Annotated in this window: 16 protein-coding genes; 10 read left to right on the forward strand and 6 right to left on the reverse strand. The window is 57.4% G+C overall.

Annotation, left to right across the window (positions count from 1 at the left end; translation table 11 throughout):
- Nucleotides 1–369: 369 nt before the first annotated feature.
- The 4 genes from Q0Z93_RS05445 to Q0Z93_RS05460 all read left to right on the forward strand — a co-directional run bounded on the left by Q0Z93_RS05445 (nt 370) and on the right by Q0Z93_RS05460 (nt 3,167).
- Entirely contained in the window at nt 370–894 is a 525-nt protein-coding gene (locus tag Q0Z93_RS05445) for a hypothetical protein (protein WP_298063486.1), read from the forward strand.
- Between the two features lie 42 nt (nt 895–936).
- Nucleotides 937–1,374, forward strand: a complete 438-nt coding sequence (gene rpiB / locus Q0Z93_RS05450) for a ribose 5-phosphate isomerase B (RefSeq protein ID WP_298063488.1) — start codon at nt 937–939, stop codon at nt 1,372–1,374.
- A 225-nt stretch (nt 1,375–1,599) separates the two neighbouring features.
- Complete coding sequence (locus Q0Z93_RS05455; RefSeq protein WP_298063489.1) at nt 1,600–2,352, forward strand: UDP-2,3-diacylglucosamine diphosphatase; 753 nt, start codon at nt 1,600–1,602, stop codon at nt 2,350–2,352.
- Between the two features lie 17 nt (nt 2,353–2,369).
- Nucleotides 2,370–3,167, forward strand: a complete 798-nt coding sequence (locus Q0Z93_RS05460; RefSeq protein WP_298063491.1) for a thymidylate synthase — start codon at nt 2,370–2,372, stop codon at nt 3,165–3,167.
- Between the two features lie 626 nt (nt 3,168–3,793).
- Here Q0Z93_RS05460 and rnc read toward each other — a convergent pair.
- The 3 genes from rnc to Q0Z93_RS05475 form a co-directional block, all read right to left on the reverse strand.
- Nucleotides 3,794–4,525 (reverse strand): ribonuclease III, encoded by a 732-nt coding sequence (gene rnc / locus Q0Z93_RS05465; protein ID WP_298063493.1) that lies wholly within the window; start codon nt 4,523–4,525, stop codon nt 3,794–3,796.
- Nucleotides 4,526–4,959: 434 nt separating this feature from the next.
- The gene (gene fabF, locus Q0Z93_RS05470; protein WP_298063495.1) at nt 4,960–6,231 is read right to left on the reverse strand and encodes a beta-ketoacyl-ACP synthase II; all 1,272 of its coding nucleotides are present in this window, start codon (nt 6,229–6,231) and stop codon (nt 4,960–4,962) included.
- A gap of 204 nt (nt 6,232–6,435) precedes the next feature.
- Nucleotides 6,436–6,672 carry an acyl carrier protein gene (locus tag Q0Z93_RS05475; protein WP_298063497.1) on the reverse strand — a complete coding sequence of 79 codons (237 nt, stop codon included), beginning with the start codon at nt 6,670–6,672 and terminating at the stop codon, nt 6,436–6,438.
- A 161-nt stretch (nt 6,673–6,833) separates the two neighbouring features.
- Here Q0Z93_RS05475 and purN point away from each other — a divergent pair, with 161 nt between their 5' ends.
- From purN to Q0Z93_RS05490, 3 genes are all read left to right on the forward strand, one after another.
- A complete protein-coding gene (gene purN, locus Q0Z93_RS05480; protein ID WP_298063499.1) occupies nt 6,834–7,409 on the forward strand; it encodes a phosphoribosylglycinamide formyltransferase in 576 nt (191 codons plus the stop codon).
- 3 nt (nt 7,410–7,412) lie between these two features.
- A complete protein-coding gene (locus tag Q0Z93_RS05485; RefSeq protein WP_298063501.1) occupies nt 7,413–8,051 on the forward strand; it encodes a hypothetical protein in 639 nt (212 codons plus the stop codon).
- 99 nt (nt 8,052–8,150) lie between these two features.
- A complete protein-coding gene (locus Q0Z93_RS05490) occupies nt 8,151–8,819 on the forward strand; it encodes a Crp/Fnr family transcriptional regulator (protein ID WP_298063504.1) in 669 nt (222 codons plus the stop codon).
- Nucleotides 8,820–8,974: 155 nt separating this feature from the next.
- Here the strand turns inward: Q0Z93_RS05490 and proB are convergent, their stop codons facing one another.
- The 3 genes from proB to Q0Z93_RS05505 form a co-directional block, all read right to left on the reverse strand.
- Nucleotides 8,975–10,069: a glutamate 5-kinase gene (proB, locus tag Q0Z93_RS05495; RefSeq protein WP_298063506.1), complete on the reverse strand. Its 1,095-nt coding sequence runs from the start codon at nt 10,067–10,069 to the stop codon at nt 8,975–8,977.
- A gap of 58 nt (nt 10,070–10,127) precedes the next feature.
- Entirely contained in the window at nt 10,128–12,515 is a 2,388-nt protein-coding gene (locus Q0Z93_RS05500) for a transglycosylase domain-containing protein (protein ID WP_298063508.1), read from the reverse strand.
- Between the two features lie 108 nt (nt 12,516–12,623).
- Entirely contained in the window at nt 12,624–14,915 is a 2,292-nt protein-coding gene (locus tag Q0Z93_RS05505; protein ID WP_298063510.1) for a patatin-like phospholipase family protein, read from the reverse strand.
- A gap of 62 nt (nt 14,916–14,977) precedes the next feature.
- Between Q0Z93_RS05505 and Q0Z93_RS05510 the strand changes: the two genes are divergently transcribed.
- The 3 genes from Q0Z93_RS05510 (at nt 14,978) to rfbB (ending at nt 17,411) form a co-directional block, all read left to right on the forward strand.
- Entirely contained in the window at nt 14,978–15,742 is a 765-nt protein-coding gene (locus tag Q0Z93_RS05510) for a peptidylprolyl isomerase (RefSeq protein WP_298063513.1), read from the forward strand.
- Between the two features lie 88 nt (nt 15,743–15,830).
- The gene (gene mscL, locus Q0Z93_RS05515; protein ID WP_298063515.1) at nt 15,831–16,250 is read left to right on the forward strand and encodes a large-conductance mechanosensitive channel protein MscL; all 420 of its coding nucleotides are present in this window, start codon (nt 15,831–15,833) and stop codon (nt 16,248–16,250) included.
- A gap of 102 nt (nt 16,251–16,352) precedes the next feature.
- Nucleotides 16,353–17,411, forward strand: a complete 1,059-nt coding sequence (gene rfbB / locus Q0Z93_RS05520) for a dTDP-glucose 4,6-dehydratase (RefSeq protein WP_298063517.1) — start codon at nt 16,353–16,355, stop codon at nt 17,409–17,411.
- Nucleotides 17,412–18,453: the final 1,042 nt, after the last annotated feature.

An 18,453-nucleotide genomic window follows, 5' to 3' on the forward strand; every position in this document is an offset into this window, starting at 1 on the left:
CCAGGAGGAAGGCGAAGCCAAACTTTTTGAGATGCTTGCGCATCTCTTGAGCCTGCCGGGTACCCTTGTTTTCGATCCTCTTGGGCCGGGAGTAATAGACCGCTCTGTCATATCCTTAGTTCGACCTCGCGCCCACCCCCCGAGCGGCTTCGCCGCTGGGCGCAGAGGTCGGCGGTTCTAAAGAACCGCTATTAAGAGCGGTCTATTGCCCCGGCCCAAAGAAAAACGCAATGCAAGAGGACTGCGGAGCGTAAAGATTCGGGTAATTACAGCCCGGAAAGCCCCAATGGGGCCTTTCTTTTCAAAGAAAGAACAGTCACACACGGAACAGTGCTAAATGAAACCTACCATTAAAAAAATCACGAAATTATGTCGACACAAGTAAATACCAACACAATAAACATTCCGATCGTAAAACGTAAAAACAGCAAAGCCATCATCACCAGTATCGGCCTTATCCTGTTCGGCATCGCGTTTTACATTCTTTCGACCACCATTCACGACACCACCTCGTCGCTTTACATGTTCTGCGCCGTCAGCGGCTTTTCCCTTCTGTTCATCGGCCTTCTCAAGCTCTTCGTAGGCGGCAAAGAGACCGTCTACCTGCCGACCAAAAGTCCCGTGAAAAGCTACGCTCTCTACTTCGAGTCCCTCTCCGGCGACGAACTCGTGCGTCTGATCGAACAAGGCAGATTCGACGAAATCCGCACCGCCAGACGCAAAGAAAGCGGCCCCGTGCGGCTCGACGTGCAGCGTTCCCGGGACAACTGTTTCATCGCCCTGCAAGTGATGCAGTACGTACCCTATGCTTACGAAAACGTTTCCTGCGTCCATTGCTTTGAGCAAGAGCAGGCTTCCGAGGTGGCCGCCTGCGTCGGCAATCCCGTAAAATAATCGTAACTTTGGCGGTGTTGGAAAATCAAAAGACACGACTTTATGAAAACCTTTAACGTCGCCATCGCCAGCGACCATGCCGGATACAGCCTGAAAGAGTTCGTCGCCGGATACCTCCTTGCCAAAGGATACGTCGTTCGGGATCTCGGCACCCACAGCGCTGACAGCGTCGATTATCCTGTTTATGCCCATGCGCTGGGCAGGGAGGTGGCCGAGGGACGCTGCGATCTGGGCGTGTCGCTCTGCGGCAGTGCCAATGGGATCAGCATGGCGTTGAACAAGCATCCGAAGGTGCGGGCCGCTGTTTGCTGGTGTCCGGAGATCGCGGCGCTGGCGCGTCGGCATAACGATGCTAATGTCTGCTCCTTGCCGGCCCGCTTCCTGACGGAGGAACAGGCGGCGGAAATCCTCGATGCTTTTTTCGGAGCTGAGTTCGAGGGGGGGCGGCATCTGCGGCGTGTGGAGATGATCGACTTGTAGGTGTTTCGGGTCGGATGGCCACATCTGGGGCCGGGCGCTGTGAATTTGTCGTAGGTTTATTTTGGACACTGGCAAGCGTTTCCACCATGTTGTCGGCAATCTTCCTGTGTCAGGCCGGAGCCACCCCGGGCGGAGGCCTGCAATCTCACTTCGTTCGGTGCAGTCCCCGCTGGCTCCGCCCGTGCGAAAGCTGTTGTAAAAATTGTAGGTTTTATTCATTTATTTATGGCTTACTATTTCGCGTCGGACATACATTTGGGACTTGCCTACCGCGGCACCGACCCGCTTGAGCGGGAACGGCGCTTTGCAGCCTGGCTCGACTCCGTCGAAGCCGACTGCGAAGGGCTGTTTTTAGTAGGAGACATTTTCGATTTCTGGTTTGAATACAAACGTGTGATACCGAAAGGGTTTGTCCGGACTTTGGGAAAACTGGCCGAATTCTGCGACCGGGGGATTCCTGTGCACTTTTTTGTAGGAAATCACGATCTTTGGATACGCGATTATTTTGAAAAAGAGATCGGAATGACCGTGCATACCGGCCCCGAAGTATTTGTCCTGTATGACCGATCCGTATTCATCGCCCATGGCGACGGCCTCGGCAAAACAGGGGACTGGAAATACGCTCTGCTTCGACGCATTTTTCACAGCCGATTCCTGAAACGGATATTTTCGGCGATCCTGCATCCGAACGTGATGATGCGCTTCGGCCACTGGTGGTCGTCGCACAACCGGCACGGGCGCAAAGAAGGCGTAGCGCATGAATTCAGGGGTGAAGAAGAGCCGATCGTGCGGTTCGCCCGGGTCTATATCGCCCAGCATCCTGAAACTTCGTACCTGATTTGCGGCCATATCCATACACCCGTGGTTCACCGGCTCAGCGACCGGAGCAGCGTAGCGATTCTGGGCGAATGGATCGAGCGGCCGGTTTACGGGCGGCTGGCGGTTGGCGGGACGTTGGAACTGATGGAATGGAATTAAAACAGAGGAAGATATAAATGCAACAATATTTAGATCTGCTGCGGCATGTGCGCGACAACGGCATCCGGAAAAACGACCGCACCGGAACCGGTACGATCAGTGTTTTCGGATACCAGATGCGCTTCGACCTGAACGAAGGCTTTCCTTGCCTCACGACCAAGAAACTGCACCTGCGGTCGATTATCCACGAACTGCTCTGGTTCCTGAGCGGCGACACCAACATTAAGTACCTGAACGACAATGGGGTGACGATCTGGGACGAGTGGGCCGACCCGCAGACGGGGGATTTGGGGCATGTGTACGGTTATCAGTGGCGCAGCTGGCCGGCGCCGGACGGGAGGCATATCGACCAGATCGCTCAGTTGGTCGAGGCGCTGAAGAATAATCCGGACAGCCGCAGGCATATCGTGAGTGCGTGGAATGTGGCCGATATTCCGAATATGGCGTTGCCGCCGTGCCATGCCTTGTTCCAGTTCTATGTTGCGGATGGGAGGCTCTCCTGCCAGCTTTACCAGCGGTCGGCGGATCTGTTTCTGGGCGTGCCGTTCAACATCGCTTCTTACGCGCTGCTGACGATGATGATGGCGCAGACGGTGGGGCTCAAACCGGGCGAATTCATTCATACGCTGGGCGATACGCATATCTATCTGAATCATCTGGAACAGGTGGATACGCAGTTAGCCCGCACGCCGCGGGCGCTGCCGACCATGCGGATCAATCCGGAGGTGAAAGATATTTTCGGGTTCAAGTACGAGGATTTCACGCTGGATGGGTATGACCCATGGCCGGGTATCAAGGCGCCGATCTCGGTATAAGACGATCGTTTATTTGCACTGTGCTGTGTGTGACTGTTCTTTCTTTGAAAAGAAAGGCCCCATAGGGGCTTTCCGGGCTGTAATTACCCGACTCCTTAGGCTCCGCAGTCCTCTTGCATTGTGGTTTCTTTGGGCCGGGGCGATAGACCGCTCTTTATATTGCGGTTCTTTAGAACCGCCGACCTCCGCGCCCAGCGGCGAAGCCGCTCGGGGGGTGGGCGCGAGGTCGAACTAAGGAGCAGTAGAGCGGTCTATTGCTTCCGGCCCAAGAGAATCAAAGACAAGGGTACCCGGCAGGCTCAAGAGATGTGTTAGCATCTCAGAAAGTTTGGCTTCGCCTTCCTCCTGGCGCCTCGGCCATTCGAGCAAGCTCGATGGCACTCGGCTGCTGTGTCGGTTTTCTGGTTCTCGCTAACTGCGCTCCGCTTGTTTTGCCTCCGGCTTCCTCGCGCTACCTCGGCATAGTCCGCCAGCGGCCTCTGCCCTCGGAACGCTGCTCGGTTCCTCCTCGCCGCTCACCTTATTCAGGGTAGAGGCCCCGGTTCGAGTGCCGAGCGGCACCGCTGGCAGCGTCGGTTGTTCACAAAAGGAACAGTTCTATGTGGGTACGTACTAATTACCGATCGTTATGCTGTGTGTTGGAGGGATTGATACGCTTCGCGCGCTGCGATCTGCTCCGCCTCTTTTTTCGACCGGGCGTCGCCGTAGCCCATCCGGACACCCCCCACCAGCAATTCCGTCTCGAAATGAGGCGCCAGCTCCACATGATCCGCACATTCGCTGCTGCGGAACTCTACCGTTCGGTGGTGTTTCTGCCCCCACTCGATCACACGGCTTTTGAAATCCTTTTCCGTCTGTTCGAGTGCCTCCATATCGACGTACTCCGAGAAGATTCCGTCGATCAGCACCCGATTGGCGGTCTCGTATCCCCGATCTAAGTATAAAGCCCCGATCAGCGCTTCCAGCGCGTCGCCGTAGATATTGTTCCGGCTCGCCACCAAGCTCGACGGATGGGCCACTATCGCTTCGTCCAGTCCCAGTTCGAGAGCCACCCGGTTCAGCGTTTCGCGGCTCACCATCCGCGAACGCAGCTTGCTCAGGAAACCTTCGTTGGCGTCCGGGTATGCGATAAAAAGCAACTCCGAAACCACCGCTTCGATCACCGCATCGCCCAAAAACTCCAGCCGTTCGTTGTTGACTGTCCGCCCGTCGCCGACGGTGACTGAGGCGGAACGATGCACTAATGCCAATTTGTAGAGCTCCACATTTTCCGGTACGATGCCGAATATGCGCTTCAATAGCGTATAATAGGGTTTGTCTGCGGGCGAAGGACGACGGAACAGATGACGCAGGTCCATAACAAAACTATTTGTTAAATATATTTGATCGGTTATTTGCACTGTGCCGGATGGAACCGTACCTTTTCTGAAGAAAAGGTACCCAAAAGACTTTCAGATAGCTACGCTACTCCTTAGGCTCCGCAGTCCTTTGGCATTGCGTTTGGTTCGGGGCGCGGGAAGCGGGCCGATTAAGGGCTGAACCTTATCATATCGGCCCGATTCCCCGCACCCCGACAAATCGAAGACAAGGGTATCCGGCAGGCTCAAGAGATGCGCAAGCATCTCAAAAAGTTTTTTCGGTTCCTTTTGTTCACAAAAGGAACAGTTCCCTCAAACCGGGTATGTACAATAACCGATCGAAAAATCGGACAAGCAAAAAGGCCGTCCGTATCCGATAGGAAAAAGGACGGCCCCGTAATAGACATGACGGCAGTTGGAATGAAAAACAGCCGTTAATCGTTGACTTTCTTGAAAATCACAGTCGAATTGTGTCCCCCGAATCCGAAAGTATTGCTGAGCGCACAATTCACCTCCCGCCGCACCGCATGTCCGAGCGTCAGGTCGATTCGCGGATCGATCTGCGGGTCGCGTTCGGTCACATTGATCGTCGGCGGCACGATCCCCTTGTCGATAGCCATGATGCAAGCCAGCGCTTCGATCGCTGCAGCCCCGCCCAGCAAATGCCCCGTCATGGACTTGGTCGAACTGATATTCACGCGGTAGATATGGTCGCCCAGCACCGCCTTGATACCCGTCAGTTCCGGAATATCCCCCGCCGGCGTAGAAGTTCCGTGGGTATTGATATAGTCCACCTCCTCCGGAGAAATTCCCGCATCTTTGAAAGCCTCTTGCATGGCCCGCGCCGCTCCGGCCCCGTCCGGATGCGGTGCCGTCAGGTGGTACGCATCCGCGCTCATCCCCCCGCCGACCACTTCCGCATAGATTTTCACCCCCCTTGCCTTGGCATGTTCGTATTCTTCCAGAATGAGAGCCCCCGCGCCTTCGCCCATCACGAATCCGTCCCGCCCCGTGTCATAAGGCCGCGACGCCGTTGCCGGATCGTCGTTCCGCGTCGAGAGCGCCTGCATCGCATTGAATCCCCCGATCCCCGCCGGATTGATCGCAGCTTCCGAGCCGCCCGACACGATAATATCCGCCTTGCCCCACCGAATGAGGTTCAGGGCGTCGATAAACGCGTGGTTGGATGAAGAGCATGCCGAAACCGTACAGTAGTTCGGCCCGCGGAACCCGTATTTCATGGAGATATGTCCCGCGGCAATATCTGCGATCATTTTCGGGATAAAGAACGGGTTGTATTTCGGCGTGCCGTCCCCTTTGGCGAAGTTCATCACTTCATTGAAGACGGTTTCGATGCCGCCGATCCCGGATGCCCACACGGCGCCGACCTGATCCAAGTCGATATCGCCCGATGTGTTTCCCTCCGGACCGACAAGGCCGCTGTCCTGCAATGCCTCTTTGGCTGCGACTAAGGCGAACTGGGTGAAGCGGTCGTATTTTCGCGCCTCTTTGCGGTCGAAATGTTCGTTCGGATCGAACCCTTTGACTTCGCAGGCGAACTGCGTTTTGAATTTCGAAGCGTCGAAATGGGTAATGGGCGCCGCTCCGCTGATTCCTTTTTCGAGATTCTCAAAGTATTGCCCGATGTTATGTCCTAAAGGGTTGATGGTACCGATACCCGTTACTACTACTCTTCTCAATTTCATAAGGATTCATGATTGGTTGGTATGACCGAAAAGGTCCTCCGCACAGTTCGGCCTTTCGCAGACGAAAAACGCGATACCGTCCGGACGCCCCCTCAGTCGGGAGACGGGCCGAGCCGCGTCCCAATAATTACAAAAACTGTTCCGAACGCTATATTTCTAAAGTGTCCGAAACAGTCTTATGCTCAGTACGATCGTATCGGCCGCTTAGTTCTTTTTGCCTTCGATATAACTGATGGCATCGCCTACGGTAGCGATCTTTTCCGCATCTTCGTCCGGGATGGAGATCTCGAATTCCTTTTCAAATTCCATGATCAGTTCCACGGTATCCAGCGAGTCCGCCCCCAGGTCGTTGGTGAAGCTGGCGGTAGGTACTGCTTCCGAAGCGTCTACACCGAGTTTGTCAACGATGATTTCGACTACTTTTGAAGAGATGTCTGACATAACGTTCTTGATTTAGAGTTTAACAATTGTTCTGGTATTCGTTTTGTGGATCAACGCAATTGTCCAATTCAAGGCAAAAGTATAGTTTTTTTCTCAAAGTCGGGTACAGCGCCGGTTTTTTTTGTACTTTTATTTGCCGTTTGCGGCTCAATCTGTTCATTATGACTAATATAGCTATATTCGCCTCGGGGTCGGGCACCAATGCGGAGGCGATCATGAATCACTTTTCGGACTCTTCGTGCGGCCGGGTGGCGCTGCTGCTTTCCAACCGGGAGGATGCCTATGCCTTGCGGCGGGCGGAACGTTTCGGGGTGCCGACGGCGGTCTTCTCGCGCGAGGAGTTCCGCGATCCGAACGGCAAGGTGGCTTCGCTGCTGGGCGAGTATCATATCGATTTTATCGTGCTGGCGGGGTTCCTGTGGTTGGTGCCGCGTTATCTGACGGAGACTTATGCGGGGCGGATCGTCAATATACACCCGGCGCTGCTGCCGAAATTCGGGGGCAAAGGGATGTACGGCGCGCATGTGCACGAGGCGGTTATCGCGGCGGGCGAAAAAAAGTCGGGGATCACGATCCACTGGGTCAACGAACGGTACGACAGCGGGGATATTCTGTTCCAGGCGACGGTGCCGGTGGACGCCGACGACACGCCGGATACGCTGGCCGCGAAAATCCATGTGCTGGAGCACCGGCACTTCCCGGCCGTTATCGAACGGACGATACGTAATCTCCGATAACGCATGGATGCCGTTTCTTCCATACTCCTCCGCTACTTGCTGCAGCACCGTGCGGTCGCTGTGGAGGGAATCGGGACGCTGCACACGGTTCGCAGCGGCGCGCGGTTGCTGCCGGGGCAGCGGCTCGACCCGCCGCGTCGGATGCCCGAGTTAGCGGAGACGGAGTACGGGGACTTGCCGCTGACGGAGATCGTAGCGGCGGAACTGGCCGTCGACTCGGTGACGGCTGACGGATTGTGCCGCCGTTGGCGGGAGGAGGCCTATGCCGGCGCCGAGGCTGCGGGGCTGTCTGCCGGCTCCATGCTGTTGGAAGGGGTGGGGACGATAGAGGCCGATCCGGAGCGGGGAACCTCTTTTTTCTATGCCGATCCTTTGTTTTTAGAGCTGCTCAACCCGCTGCCTGCAGAACCGCTGGTCGTGCCGTCTCCGGCGCGCCGGAGTACGGCGCTCGTTCCGGCTCCCGGAAATTCTCCCCGGACGGGCGGAAGGCCCCGTCCGAGGAGGAGCCGGCCGAGAGGAAAGAATCCGCACAACTACACGGTATCTTTTTTTGCCGTATTGATTGTCCTGGCGGCGCTGGGCTACCTCTGCTACTATCTGTGGAAGCACACCGGCCTTTTTTCGGATTTTCTGCCGCGCTGAGTCCGGCTCGGGCGACGGACACCGATAAAAAAGAGCAGCATATCCTTGGCATTTTCGCCAAAAACCGCTAACTTGGGGGTATTAAATACAAGACAGACTATGTTTCCGATACTCAAAGACTCACCGCTGTTCCGGGGCCTGGATCAGCAGACCATAGACAAACTGCTCGAACATGCGTCGTATGCGACCGCGACATACGGTCGGGACGACTGCATCGCCAGACGGGATACGGCCTACTCGGGACTGATGATTATTCTGAAAGGGTCGGTGCGGGGCGAGATGACCGACGCGGCGGGGCGCAGACGGATGATCGACAATATCGCGGCGCCGCAGCTGATCGCGCCGGCGTTCCTGTTCGGAGGCTACAACCGGCTGCCGATCGACGTGGTGGCCAATGAGGACGGCACGGAGATCATGACCTTGCACCGGGGCGGACTGTTTGAAATGATGCAGGACAACACGATCATCCTCTCGAATTTCATCGACATTATTTCAAACCGGGCGAACTACTTCTCACGGAAAATTTATGCGCTGTCGGTGCTGATGCTGACGGAGAAGGTGGCGGCGCTGCTGCTCTCGTCGGCTGCCGCGCAGGAGGACACCGTGCCGCTGGAAATCGAAAAGATGGCGGACGAACTGGACATTACGCGCAACGCTTTCGAGCAGACGCTCTCGGAACTGGCAAAGAAAGGGTATGTCGAACTGTCGGCCACGCAGATCGTGATCAGGGACAGGAGGGCGCTGGAAGCTATGGTTGCGCCGCAATAGGCTGTGCTCTTAGCTTCGTATGCCGGGTGCTCGGTCTTGCCGAAGTTGCCGGCTGAGAACGAAAGACGGACAAGAAAAGAAAGGTCGGGGGCCTCTGTAATCGCAGATGCCCCCGGCCTTTTTGAATACGTCTCGAGGCGGGGACGACCCCCAGCTCAGAGATCGAGATACATATAGTCGTAATGCACCACCGGCCTGCCGCCATGCTTCCCCGCAGCGGCAGAGACGGCCTCGCTGTCTGCCGTCACCAACCCCACGCCGATCTGCACCCCGTCCGGCCCTACCAGCCGCACGATATTCCCTTCGTCGAAAGTTCCCTCGACCGACACGATCCCCACCGGCAGCAAGCTCGTCGCCTCCGGCCCCGAAAGAGCCTTCACCGCTCCTTCATTCAGATGCAGTTTCCCTTTGGCAAAGCTCTCCGAGTGGGCGATCCACCGCTTGACGCTCGACGGCGCCTTCCCGCTCGGCACAAAGCGGGTGCACACGACGTCCTCCCGCTCAGCAGCCGTCCCCAGCAGCAGAGCCGGCAGAATATCGTCCCGCTTCCCGTTGGCGATGATCACCTCGACCCCTTCCGAAGCCACTTTCCGCGCAATCGTGCTCTTGGTCAGCATCCCGCCGCGGCCGAACTGAGACTTGCCGCTCTGAATATACCGCTCCAGCGGCGAAGAGGGCTCCACATGCCGGATGACCTGCGTCCCCGGACACGACGGATCGCCGTCGTAAATCCCGTCGATATGGCTCAGAATAACCAGCGCCTCGACGTCCATCATCGTGGCGATCAGCCCCGACAGTTCGTCGTTGTCGGTGAACATCAGTTCCGTGATCGAGACCGCGTCGTTTTCGTTGACGATCGGCACTACGCCCGCCGCCAGCATAGTGCCGATGCAGTTTTTCTGATTCAGATAGAGATTCCGGCTGCCGAAGTTGTCCTTCGTGGTCAGCACCTGTCCGCAGGCGATCCCGTAGCCCCGGAACAGGTCGTAGTAGCGATTGATCAGCTTGGCCTGCCCCACGGCCGAGTAGAGCTGCCGCGAAGATACGTCGTCGAGTTTCAACCCCGTGCCGAGCTCGCTCCGTCCCGACGCCACCGCCCCCGAGGAGATGAGAATCACCTCGATTCCCGCCCGCCTGAGGGTCACCATCTGATCCACCAGGGCCGACATCCGGGTCACATCCAGTGTGCCGTCGCTCCGCGTGAGTACGTTGCTGCCCACCTTGACCGCCACCCGCTTGTATGTTTCCATAAGGTTTGGAGTTATCTTTCAAAACAATCGCTTTCATTGTACGGCTCGTTTTTCCCGTTTACTGGAAAAACTCGTCGCCGCCGCCTTCACCCGTCGCGCCGGCCACCGCCGCCGGAATCGTCTGCTGCGGATCGCAGTCGTACTTCACCACACCGATCGGCTCCATGAACCGGTCGTTCATCGCGATCCCCAGCGACTTGTCCTTGTAGACTTTCGTCATGAAAATCCCGAAGATCGGCAGCGCCACCCGCGAGCCGTCGGCGCCGCTCTGCAGGTGCGTCGCCGGATCCTCGCCTCCGACCCATGTCCCCGCCACCACTTGCGGCGTCACGCCCATAAACCACGCATCGGCATTGTTGTTCGTCGTCCCCGTCTTGCCCCCGATGTCGCCGCTCAGGTTGAACTGGTGGCGGAGCCGTCCCGCCGTCCCTGCCGTCACCACCCGCTTGAGCATGTCCAGCATCGTGTAGGCCGTCTGCTCGCTGATCGCATCGTGGGTCTGGGGCGAGAAAGAGGCCAGCACGTTGCCCTGCTTGTCCTCTATCCGGGTGACGAAGAACGGATCGGTATGCACGCCGCGGTTGGCGAATGTGCAGAAAGCTCCCGCCATTTCAAACACCGATACCTGGGGCGTCCCCAAGCACATGGCATAGACCGGGTCGATGTAGCTGTCGATGCCGATCTTGTGGATCATGTCGGCCACGGCTTGCGGCTGAGCCTGTTTCATGATCCAGGCCGAGTAGTTGTTGCGGCTGTTGGCCAGCCCCCAGTACAGCGGATGCAATTCCCCCTCCTGCGGCACATTCCCCGCCTCCTTGGGCGACCACGGCCCTTGGACGGTTTCGATCGTCACGGGCGAGTTGGGCACCAGCGTGCAAGGGTTGTACCCCAGCATGTCGAACGCGAAAGTGTAGATGAACGGCTTGATGGTCGATCCCACCTGCCGTTTCCCCTGGCGCACCATGTCGTATTTGAAATTGCGGAAGTCGGTGCCTCCCACATAAGCCGTCACATAGCCCGTCGAAGGGTTCATCGCCATGAATCCGGCCCGCAGGATGGATTTCATGTGCAGGATCGAGTCTTTGGGCGAGAGCACCGTATCCCGTTCGCCGGCATAGGTGAAGACGTTCATAGGCACCGGCTTCTCGAATTCGGCCAGGATGCGTTCTTCGCCGATTCCCGCCTGTTTCATCGCCCGTCCGCGGTCGCTCTGGAGCATGGCGCGCCGCATGATTTTATCCTGCTCCGTTTTGTTGATGCCGTAGAAGATCGTCTTGTAGGTCTTGCGCTGCCGGTCGAACAGAGGCTGCACGGTGCGGGACATGTGCTCCTCGACCGCTTCTTCGGCATACCGCTGCATGCGGGAGTTGATCGTGGTGTAGATTTTCAGGCCGTCCTTGTAGAGGTTGTACGGTGTGCCGTCGGCTTTGGTGTTTTTGTTGCACCAGCCGTAGAGCGGGTCGTTCCGCCAGCGTTCCATCTCCTGCTCGTAGTCCCAGTCGGTGGCGAACTGTTTGCGCTGCGGCTCGCCGGCGGTCATGTACTGGCGCAGCATCTCGCGGAAATAGGTGGCCGTCCCTTCGTTGTGGGAGACCGGGTGGTAGTCGAGTACGATGGGTTTCGCGGTCAGTTCCCGCACTTCGGCCTGGGTCAGAAACCCTGCGCTGCCCATACGTTCGAGCACGGTATTCCGCCGCCGGAGCGCCCGTTCGGGATTCCGTTTCGGGCTGTAGCGGGTCGGGGCGTTCACCACGCCCACCAGCATGGCAGCCTCTTCCGGGGTCAGTTCGGCCGGGGCCTTGTTGAAGAAAGTGGCGGCGGCGGACTTGATGCCGTAAGCGTTGGAGCTGTATTCGACGGTGTTGAGGTACATCGCCACGATTTCCTCTTTGGTGTAGTTGTGTTCGAGCATCACGGCGGTGATCCATTCCTTGAGCTTGGCGATGACGAGTTTGCCGGCCTTGGCGATCCCCGAGCTGTGGGTGGTGTCGCGGGGATAGAGGTTCTTGGCGAGCTGCTGGCTGATGGTCGAGCCGCCTCCCTGTCCCCGGTCGCCGAGCAGCACGGTCTTGATCCCCACGCGCGCCAGCCCCTGGAAGTCGATCCCGGAGTGGTTGTAAAAGCGGGCGTCTTCGGTGGCGATCAAAGCGGCGACAAGGTTCGGCGACAGGTCGCCGTAGTCGACATACGACCGGTTTTCAATGAAAAAGCTGCCGATGTTTTTGCCGTCGGCCGAGATCACTTCGGTGGCGAGGTTGCTGCGGGGGTTTTCGAGTTCTTCAAAGGTGGGCAGTTTCCCGAACGCGCCGAAGCCGATGAGCAGCAGCAGTATCCCGAGAATGACGGGCGGGGCGGCGATGATGCTCCAGAAAACGAGGGTGATCCGCCGGTGATGGGCGGGGTCGTTTATGTAATTCCGTATTTTGACGAAGGTCTTGCTGGCCATGCGGTTCTTTTTTTAGTTTACAAAGGTACGATTTTCACCGTCTGTTTGATCATCGGATCGGTTCCTGTTTCATCGGCGTGTCCTGCCTGTCCGGCCGTAGAGATGCGTTCAGAAACGGCGGGAGGAGAAGAGCGTGTAGCCGAAGTTGAAGACCAGTTGCCAGTTCGACTTCCCCGTGCTGTATTTGTTGAGCGTCAGCGATGCCGGGCCGATAAACGTCTGGTAGACCAGCGAGCCGCCGAACACGAATTCCGTGCGCTTGCGCAGCCGGTTCCAGACATCGCCCGTCCAGCCGTGGTCGTAGACCACCTCCTGCGGCACGAAAGCGTAGACATACGACTTGACATACAGGTTATTGACGATATGGAAAACCGGGATCACCCCCGCCGCCGCATACGACCGCGAGCGGAACTCCGGCATGAACAGCGTCCGCATCAGCGGGATCGGCTGGAACGCCGGCAGCGACATGGCCGTGACTAACGGATTGTCGAAATCCGGATGGTTCGATACCGTCGCCTCTCCCAGAACTCCCAGCGTGAACCACTTCGAGGCCGGAATGTAGCGTTCGTACCGGTAGCGCGCCTCGAACCAGTTGCGGTTGCGTCGCCGGAACGTCGGCGAAGCGCCGGCCAGCGTTCCCGGATAGTAGCTCTCCAGCCCCTCCGTAAAACGCAGCTGGAGGATATGTTCCGTTCCCCGGTTCGGATAGAGCGTGTAGTTCATCGACTGCTTCTGCACCTCCAATGTCAGATTCGCATACGAGAAACTGCTCCGGTCCGGTTTGTCGGTATTGGTGAACTGCTCCCGGAAGTAGTAATCGTCGGTGACCCCCAGCGTCACACGGCCCCGGAACGCCGCATTCTCCAGCACCGGAATCGCGACGGAAGAGGTCAGCGTGTTTGAGTTCCGCGTCCGGTAGCGCCAGTCCTTGTCCCGATAGTACCGGTTCATGTGGTTGGCCGAATAGTCGTAGTGGTCGTAGGTGTAGTTGTAATCGATGTAGAACGGGAAATTGGTGTAGATGTCGTGGCGTCCCCCCACCTTCAGCGAGTTGTAGAACGTTCCGAAGAATCCCTGCACCGCATAGGTCGACACTTTGTGCCCCACCGTCCGATAGCTGAACGACGCATAGCCCATGTTCAGCGCCGTGGACGAGATGTTGCCCCCCAGCTCAAAGCGTATGCTCGCCTGGGTGTGCAGCGTTAGCTTCAGGCGGAAAAATCCCGTTTCGGGATTGAAAGCCACCTCCGGAAACTCGCCGGTGAATACTCCTCCTGCCAGAACCTGCATATATTTCCGCGTGAAATACGCCTCGTCGAACAGCTGGTTCGGCTTGATTCCCAACTGCCGGTAGACGTATTCCGTCTGTTTCAGGGTCAGCCCTTCGATGTCGATCCGCTCGAAAATCAAGGGTTTGATCTTCGCCTTGAAAGCCGCGCGTTTGGCTGCGATCTCGCCGTCGGACACCCGCCGCGCGATCCGCTCCCGGATAAGCGGCATCTGCCGCATGGCATCTTCATACCCCCGCGCGATGATGTAGCTGGCCTTGTCGTAGTCCAATACGCCGACCTCCTTGAACCGCCGCCGGATCTCCACGTCGAGGCTGTCGGGCAGCGAGTAGTCCGTATTGTTGGTGGCCATCACGCTGACCTGCTGCACGATATTGTCGGCCGACGGGTTTTCGTAGTTGGCTGCGCAGATTCCGCCGATCAGTATGTCCGGATGGAACGCCGTGTCGAGCGGCTGCCACGGGTAGTTGTTGTAAAGTCCCCCGTCGAACAGCACGACGGTGTCCCGGGTCAGCGGCTTGAATACCAGCGGGATCGTCATCGAGGCCCGAATGGCGAAAGGCAGGCTGCCCCGGTCGAATACGATCGTCTTTTTGTTGTACACGTCCGAGGCGTTGCACCGGAACGGCACCATCAGGCTGTCGAAATCGTTCCCGGCTGCCGCCGAAGCCGGCGCGAGCATCCGCATGAATGCCAGGTCGAGTTGGTAAGGCGAAATGATGTTGGTCGGGAGTTGAATGGCGGTTGATTTGACGGCTTTGGGGTCTATTCTGACCGAAACCATGGACGGGGTCGGCTCGAACTTCTTGAAATAGTAGTTGTTGTCCAAGTCGGAGCTCTTGGCCGACAGCCAGTGCTGCACGGTGTCGGTAATGAAGAAACGGATCATTTCGTCGGGCGAATATCCGGCGGCGTACATCCCGGCGACAATGGCCCCCATCGACGCCCCGGAGATGTAGTCGATCGGTATATTGTTCTCTTCCAATGCCTTGAGAATGCCGACGTGGTAAAGCCCCTTGGCTCCGCCGCCGCTGAAAACAACGCCCACGCGCTGTCCCCATGCGCTGCCGATCGACAGAAGAAGCAGTATCCGTATGAGAAATCGTTTCATATGCGCCGGCGTTTTATCCGAAATTTAATAAATTTGTTCTTTGAAACTTCTATCTCCGACCTATGGCAGAGCAAAACGTAAAATTAGTAAAAAATATCCGCTATTCGCTATTGACGGCGGCTTGCTGTCTGCTCGCGCTGCCGGCGCCGGCAAAGAGGAAAGCGCTTGCGGCGGGCGAGGGGGCTCATTACGTGGTGACGATGCAGACCTCGAAAGGGACGGTGAAGTTCCGCCTTTTCAACGACACGCCGAAGCATCGGGACAATTTCGTGAAGCTGGCGGAACAGGGGTTCTACAACCATCTGCTGTTCCACCGGGTGATCCGGGATTTCATGATCCAGACGGGCGACCCGGAGAGCATCGAGGCGTCGTTGGTGAAGGTCTACGGGAATGCGGATGCGGGGTATAAGCTCGATGCGGAGATCGTGCCGCGCTATTTCCATAAACGGGGGGTCGTGGCGGCAGCCAGGGAGGGGGACGAGGCCAATCCGTCGCGGCAGTCGTCGAGTTCGCAGTTCTATATCGTGACGGGCAAGGTGCAGAACGACAGCACGCTGACGGCGGCGCGAAACAGAATCGCGGAACGGGCGGCGAACCCGGCGGGGGCGCAGATCACGCCGGATCGCGAGAAAATCTACCGACGGATGGGCGGGGCGCCTCATTTGGACGGCAGCTATACGATCTTCGGCGAGGTGGTGTCGGGAATGGGGACGGTGCTAAGAATATCGAAACTCCCGACGGATTCGCAGGATCGTCCGAAAAACGGCGATGTCTATATCAAAAAGATGAAAGTCAGATTGGTCAAAGACGGCAAACGGGACCGATAGCGGGAAGAATTTGAAAAGACATTCTCCGGCCTCGCGCAACAACGGGGAGGGGAAATTCTATGCGGATTTAAATTAAACAAACAAGCATATGAAATGGTTATCCGAATTTAAGCAGTTCGCCATGCGCGGCAATGTCGTCGATATGGCCGTCGGTATCATCATCGGTGCCGCTTTCGGGAAGATCGTCAGTTCGCTGGTGAGCGATGTGATCATGCCGCCGATCGGGGTTTTGTTGGGCGGTGTCGATTTCTCCAACCTCGCAATCACCATCAAGAAGGCAGTCGGCGAGGAGCCGGCTGTCGTGATCGGGTACGGCAAGTTCATTCAGACCGTGATCGACTTCGTCATCATCGCCCTCTCGATTTTCGCCCTCGTGAAATTCGTGAATGCCTTGAAGAGCAAGGCGGAAAAGGCGGCTGCGACTGCCGAAGCGGCGAAACCGGCGGTGCCTTCCAAAGAGGAGCAGCTGCTGACCGAGATCCGCGACCTGCTGAAAGAGAAAAAGTAATCCGCACGGGCTGCAATGGGACTGATCGCCACCATAAATAAGAAAGACAAGAAAGAGATTCCTTCGCTTGCCGATTGGATGCGAACGGGAAACCACAAGACTATGAGAAATCTGTTGATTACCGGCGGCGCCGGATTTATCGGGTCGCACGTCGTGCGGCTCTTTTGTCAGAAATATCCCGACTACCGGATTTACAACCTCGACAAATTGACTTATGCCGGGAATCTGGAGAACCTGAGCGATGTGGCGGCGGAGTGTCCGAACTACCGCTTCATCAAGGGGGATATATGCGACATCGACCACATGCGGCGGATCTTTGCCGAGTGCGAGATCGACGGGGTGATTCATCTTGCTGCCGAGAGCCATGTCGACCGGTCGATCAAGGATCCGTTCGCCTTTGCGCAGACCAATGTGCTGGGGACTTTGTCTCTGCTGCAGGTTGCCAAGGAGGCTTGGACGGGGCATATGGAGGGGAAGCTGTTCTACCATGTCTCGACGGACGAAGTCTACGGGTCGCTGCACGAACCGGGCACTTTTTTCGTCGAGACTACGGCTTACGATCCGCAGTCGCCTTATTCGGCTTCCAAAGCGTCGAGCGACCATTTCGTGCGCGCTTTCCACAATACTTACGGGCTGCCGGTCGTGGTCTCGAACTGCTCGAATAACTACGGGCCGAACCAGTTCCCGGAAAAGCTCATCCCGCTCTTTATCAACAACATCCGGCACAACAAGCCGCTGCCGGTGTACGGGACGGGCGAGAATGTGCGGGACTGGCTCTATGTGATCGACCATGCGCGGGCGATCGACACCATTTTCCACAGTGGCCGGGTCGGGGAGACTTACAATATCGGCGGGTTCAACGAGTGGCGGAATATCGACCTGATCCGGGTGATGATTCGGACGGCGGATCGGCTGCTGGGACGGCCGGAGGGGGCGTCGGAGGGACTGATTACCTATGTGCAGGATCGGGCGGGGCATGACAAGCGGTATGCGATCGACTCGACGAAACTCCACGAGGAGCTGGGGTGGGAGCCGTCGCTGCAGTTCGAGGAGGGGATCGAAAAAACGATCCGGTGGTACTTGGATAATCAGGAGTGGTTGGATCATATCACTTCGGGGGCCTACGAACGGTATTATGCCGAAATGTACGGCGACAGGTAGGCTTTACACTTGTCTGGCTGTACATTGACTGTTCGCGGGGACTGTCGCTTCGCCGGTTTGCATAACGTGGGCGCCTTTTGCAAACTTGTTGCGGGGGGCGGTGGGGTTTTGTTGAAGATTGAGAGGACTTAGTTAGTCCCGTGCGGTTTTTGTTTGAGATGGTTTTGACCCAAACGAAACGCAGTTTCGCTCGCCCAGCGGGGGCACCCGCGGCCCGCCCGGCCTGAGGGCGGTTTCCTCTTTTGGGACAGGATTTCCGCCAGCGCGCGGGACAAAAGAATGTTCACCTCGCGCGCCACGCCGAAAAAGGAAAATCGACGGTTTCAACGAGAGTTGAAAACGAACGATTTTCCCGGCGCGCGGTTTTTGTTCGGGATAGTTCCGATCCAAGCAAAACGAAGTTTTGCAAGCCCGCCGCGGGGCCCCGTTGGGGCTTTTGTTGGAGTTTGAGAGGACCTATTAAGCGGAGCCTGCCTGGCCTGAGGGCGGTTTCCTCCTTTTGGACAGAATTTCCACCGGCGCACGGGTTTTGTTCGGGGTGCAGCCTGCGGAGCTAAGCAACGAAGTTGCGGGCCTCCGCTGCGGGAGGCTGCGGCCCGACATAGGGAGATCGTAGCCAAACCGAATTTCCACTGGCGCGCAGGTTTTGTTCGGGGTAATTCCGATCCAAGCAAAACGAAGTTTTGCAAGCCCGCCGCGGGGCCCCGTTGGGGCTTTTGTTAGAGTTTGAGAGGACTTAGTTAAACGGCCTGCCCGCCCCGAGGGCAGTTTCCTTCTTTGGGGTAGTTTATCTTACTGCCGGCAGGCCAGCAGAACACCCGAAGGGTGCGGTTGGAGTGCCCAGCGGCACCGGCACCCGCGCGCGATTGCTGGAGTAGGAAATCGTTCAAAAGCAGCTTGCGCTTTTGAACAGGATTTCCGCCAGCGCGCGGGAAAAAAGAATGTTCACACCTCGCGCGCCACGGCGAAAAAGGAAAATCGACGGTTTCAACGAGAGTTGAAAACGAACGATTTTCCCGGCGCGCGAATCACAAGCAATTTG

Source organism: uncultured Rikenella sp., assembly GCF_947628055.1.
Lineage (GTDB): Bacteria > Bacteroidota > Bacteroidia > Bacteroidales > Rikenellaceae > Rikenella.

Excerpts from the sequence above, each read along its gene's own strand:
- Q0Z93_RS05445 (WP_298063486.1), top strand. The coding sequence starts at position 370 with ATGTCGACACAAGTAAATACCAACACAATAAACATTCCGATCGTAAAA.
- rpiB (WP_298063488.1), top strand. The coding sequence starts at position 937 with ATGAAAACCTTTAACGTCGCCATCGCCAGCGACCATGCCGGATACAGC.
- Q0Z93_RS05455 (WP_298063489.1), top strand. The coding sequence starts at position 1,600 with ATGGCTTACTATTTCGCGTCGGACATACATTTGGGACTTGCCTACCGC.
- Q0Z93_RS05460 (WP_298063491.1), top strand. The coding sequence starts at position 2,370 with ATGCAACAATATTTAGATCTGCTGCGGCATGTGCGCGACAACGGCATC.
- rnc (WP_298063493.1), bottom strand. The coding sequence starts at position 4,525 with ATGGACCTGCGTCATCTGTTCCGTCGTCCTTCGCCCGCAGACAAACCC.
- fabF (WP_298063495.1), bottom strand. The coding sequence starts at position 6,231 with ATGAAATTGAGAAGAGTAGTAGTAACGGGTATCGGTACCATCAACCCT.
- Q0Z93_RS05475 (WP_298063497.1), bottom strand. The coding sequence starts at position 6,672 with ATGTCAGACATCTCTTCAAAAGTAGTCGAAATCATCGTTGACAAACTC.
- purN (WP_298063499.1), top strand. The coding sequence starts at position 6,834 with ATGACTAATATAGCTATATTCGCCTCGGGGTCGGGCACCAATGCGGAG.
- Q0Z93_RS05485 (WP_298063501.1), top strand. The coding sequence starts at position 7,413 with ATGGATGCCGTTTCTTCCATACTCCTCCGCTACTTGCTGCAGCACCGT.
- Q0Z93_RS05490 (WP_298063504.1), top strand. The coding sequence starts at position 8,151 with ATGTTTCCGATACTCAAAGACTCACCGCTGTTCCGGGGCCTGGATCAG.
- proB (WP_298063506.1), bottom strand. The coding sequence starts at position 10,069 with ATGGAAACATACAAGCGGGTGGCGGTCAAGGTGGGCAGCAACGTACTC.
- Q0Z93_RS05500 (WP_298063508.1), bottom strand. The coding sequence starts at position 12,515 with ATGGCCAGCAAGACCTTCGTCAAAATACGGAATTACATAAACGACCCC.
- Q0Z93_RS05505 (WP_298063510.1), bottom strand. The coding sequence starts at position 14,915 with ATGAAACGATTTCTCATACGGATACTGCTTCTTCTGTCGATCGGCAGC.
- Q0Z93_RS05510 (WP_298063513.1), top strand. The coding sequence starts at position 14,978 with ATGGCAGAGCAAAACGTAAAATTAGTAAAAAATATCCGCTATTCGCTA.
- mscL (WP_298063515.1), top strand. The coding sequence starts at position 15,831 with ATGAAATGGTTATCCGAATTTAAGCAGTTCGCCATGCGCGGCAATGTC.
- rfbB (WP_298063517.1), top strand. The coding sequence starts at position 16,353 with ATGAGAAATCTGTTGATTACCGGCGGCGCCGGATTTATCGGGTCGCAC.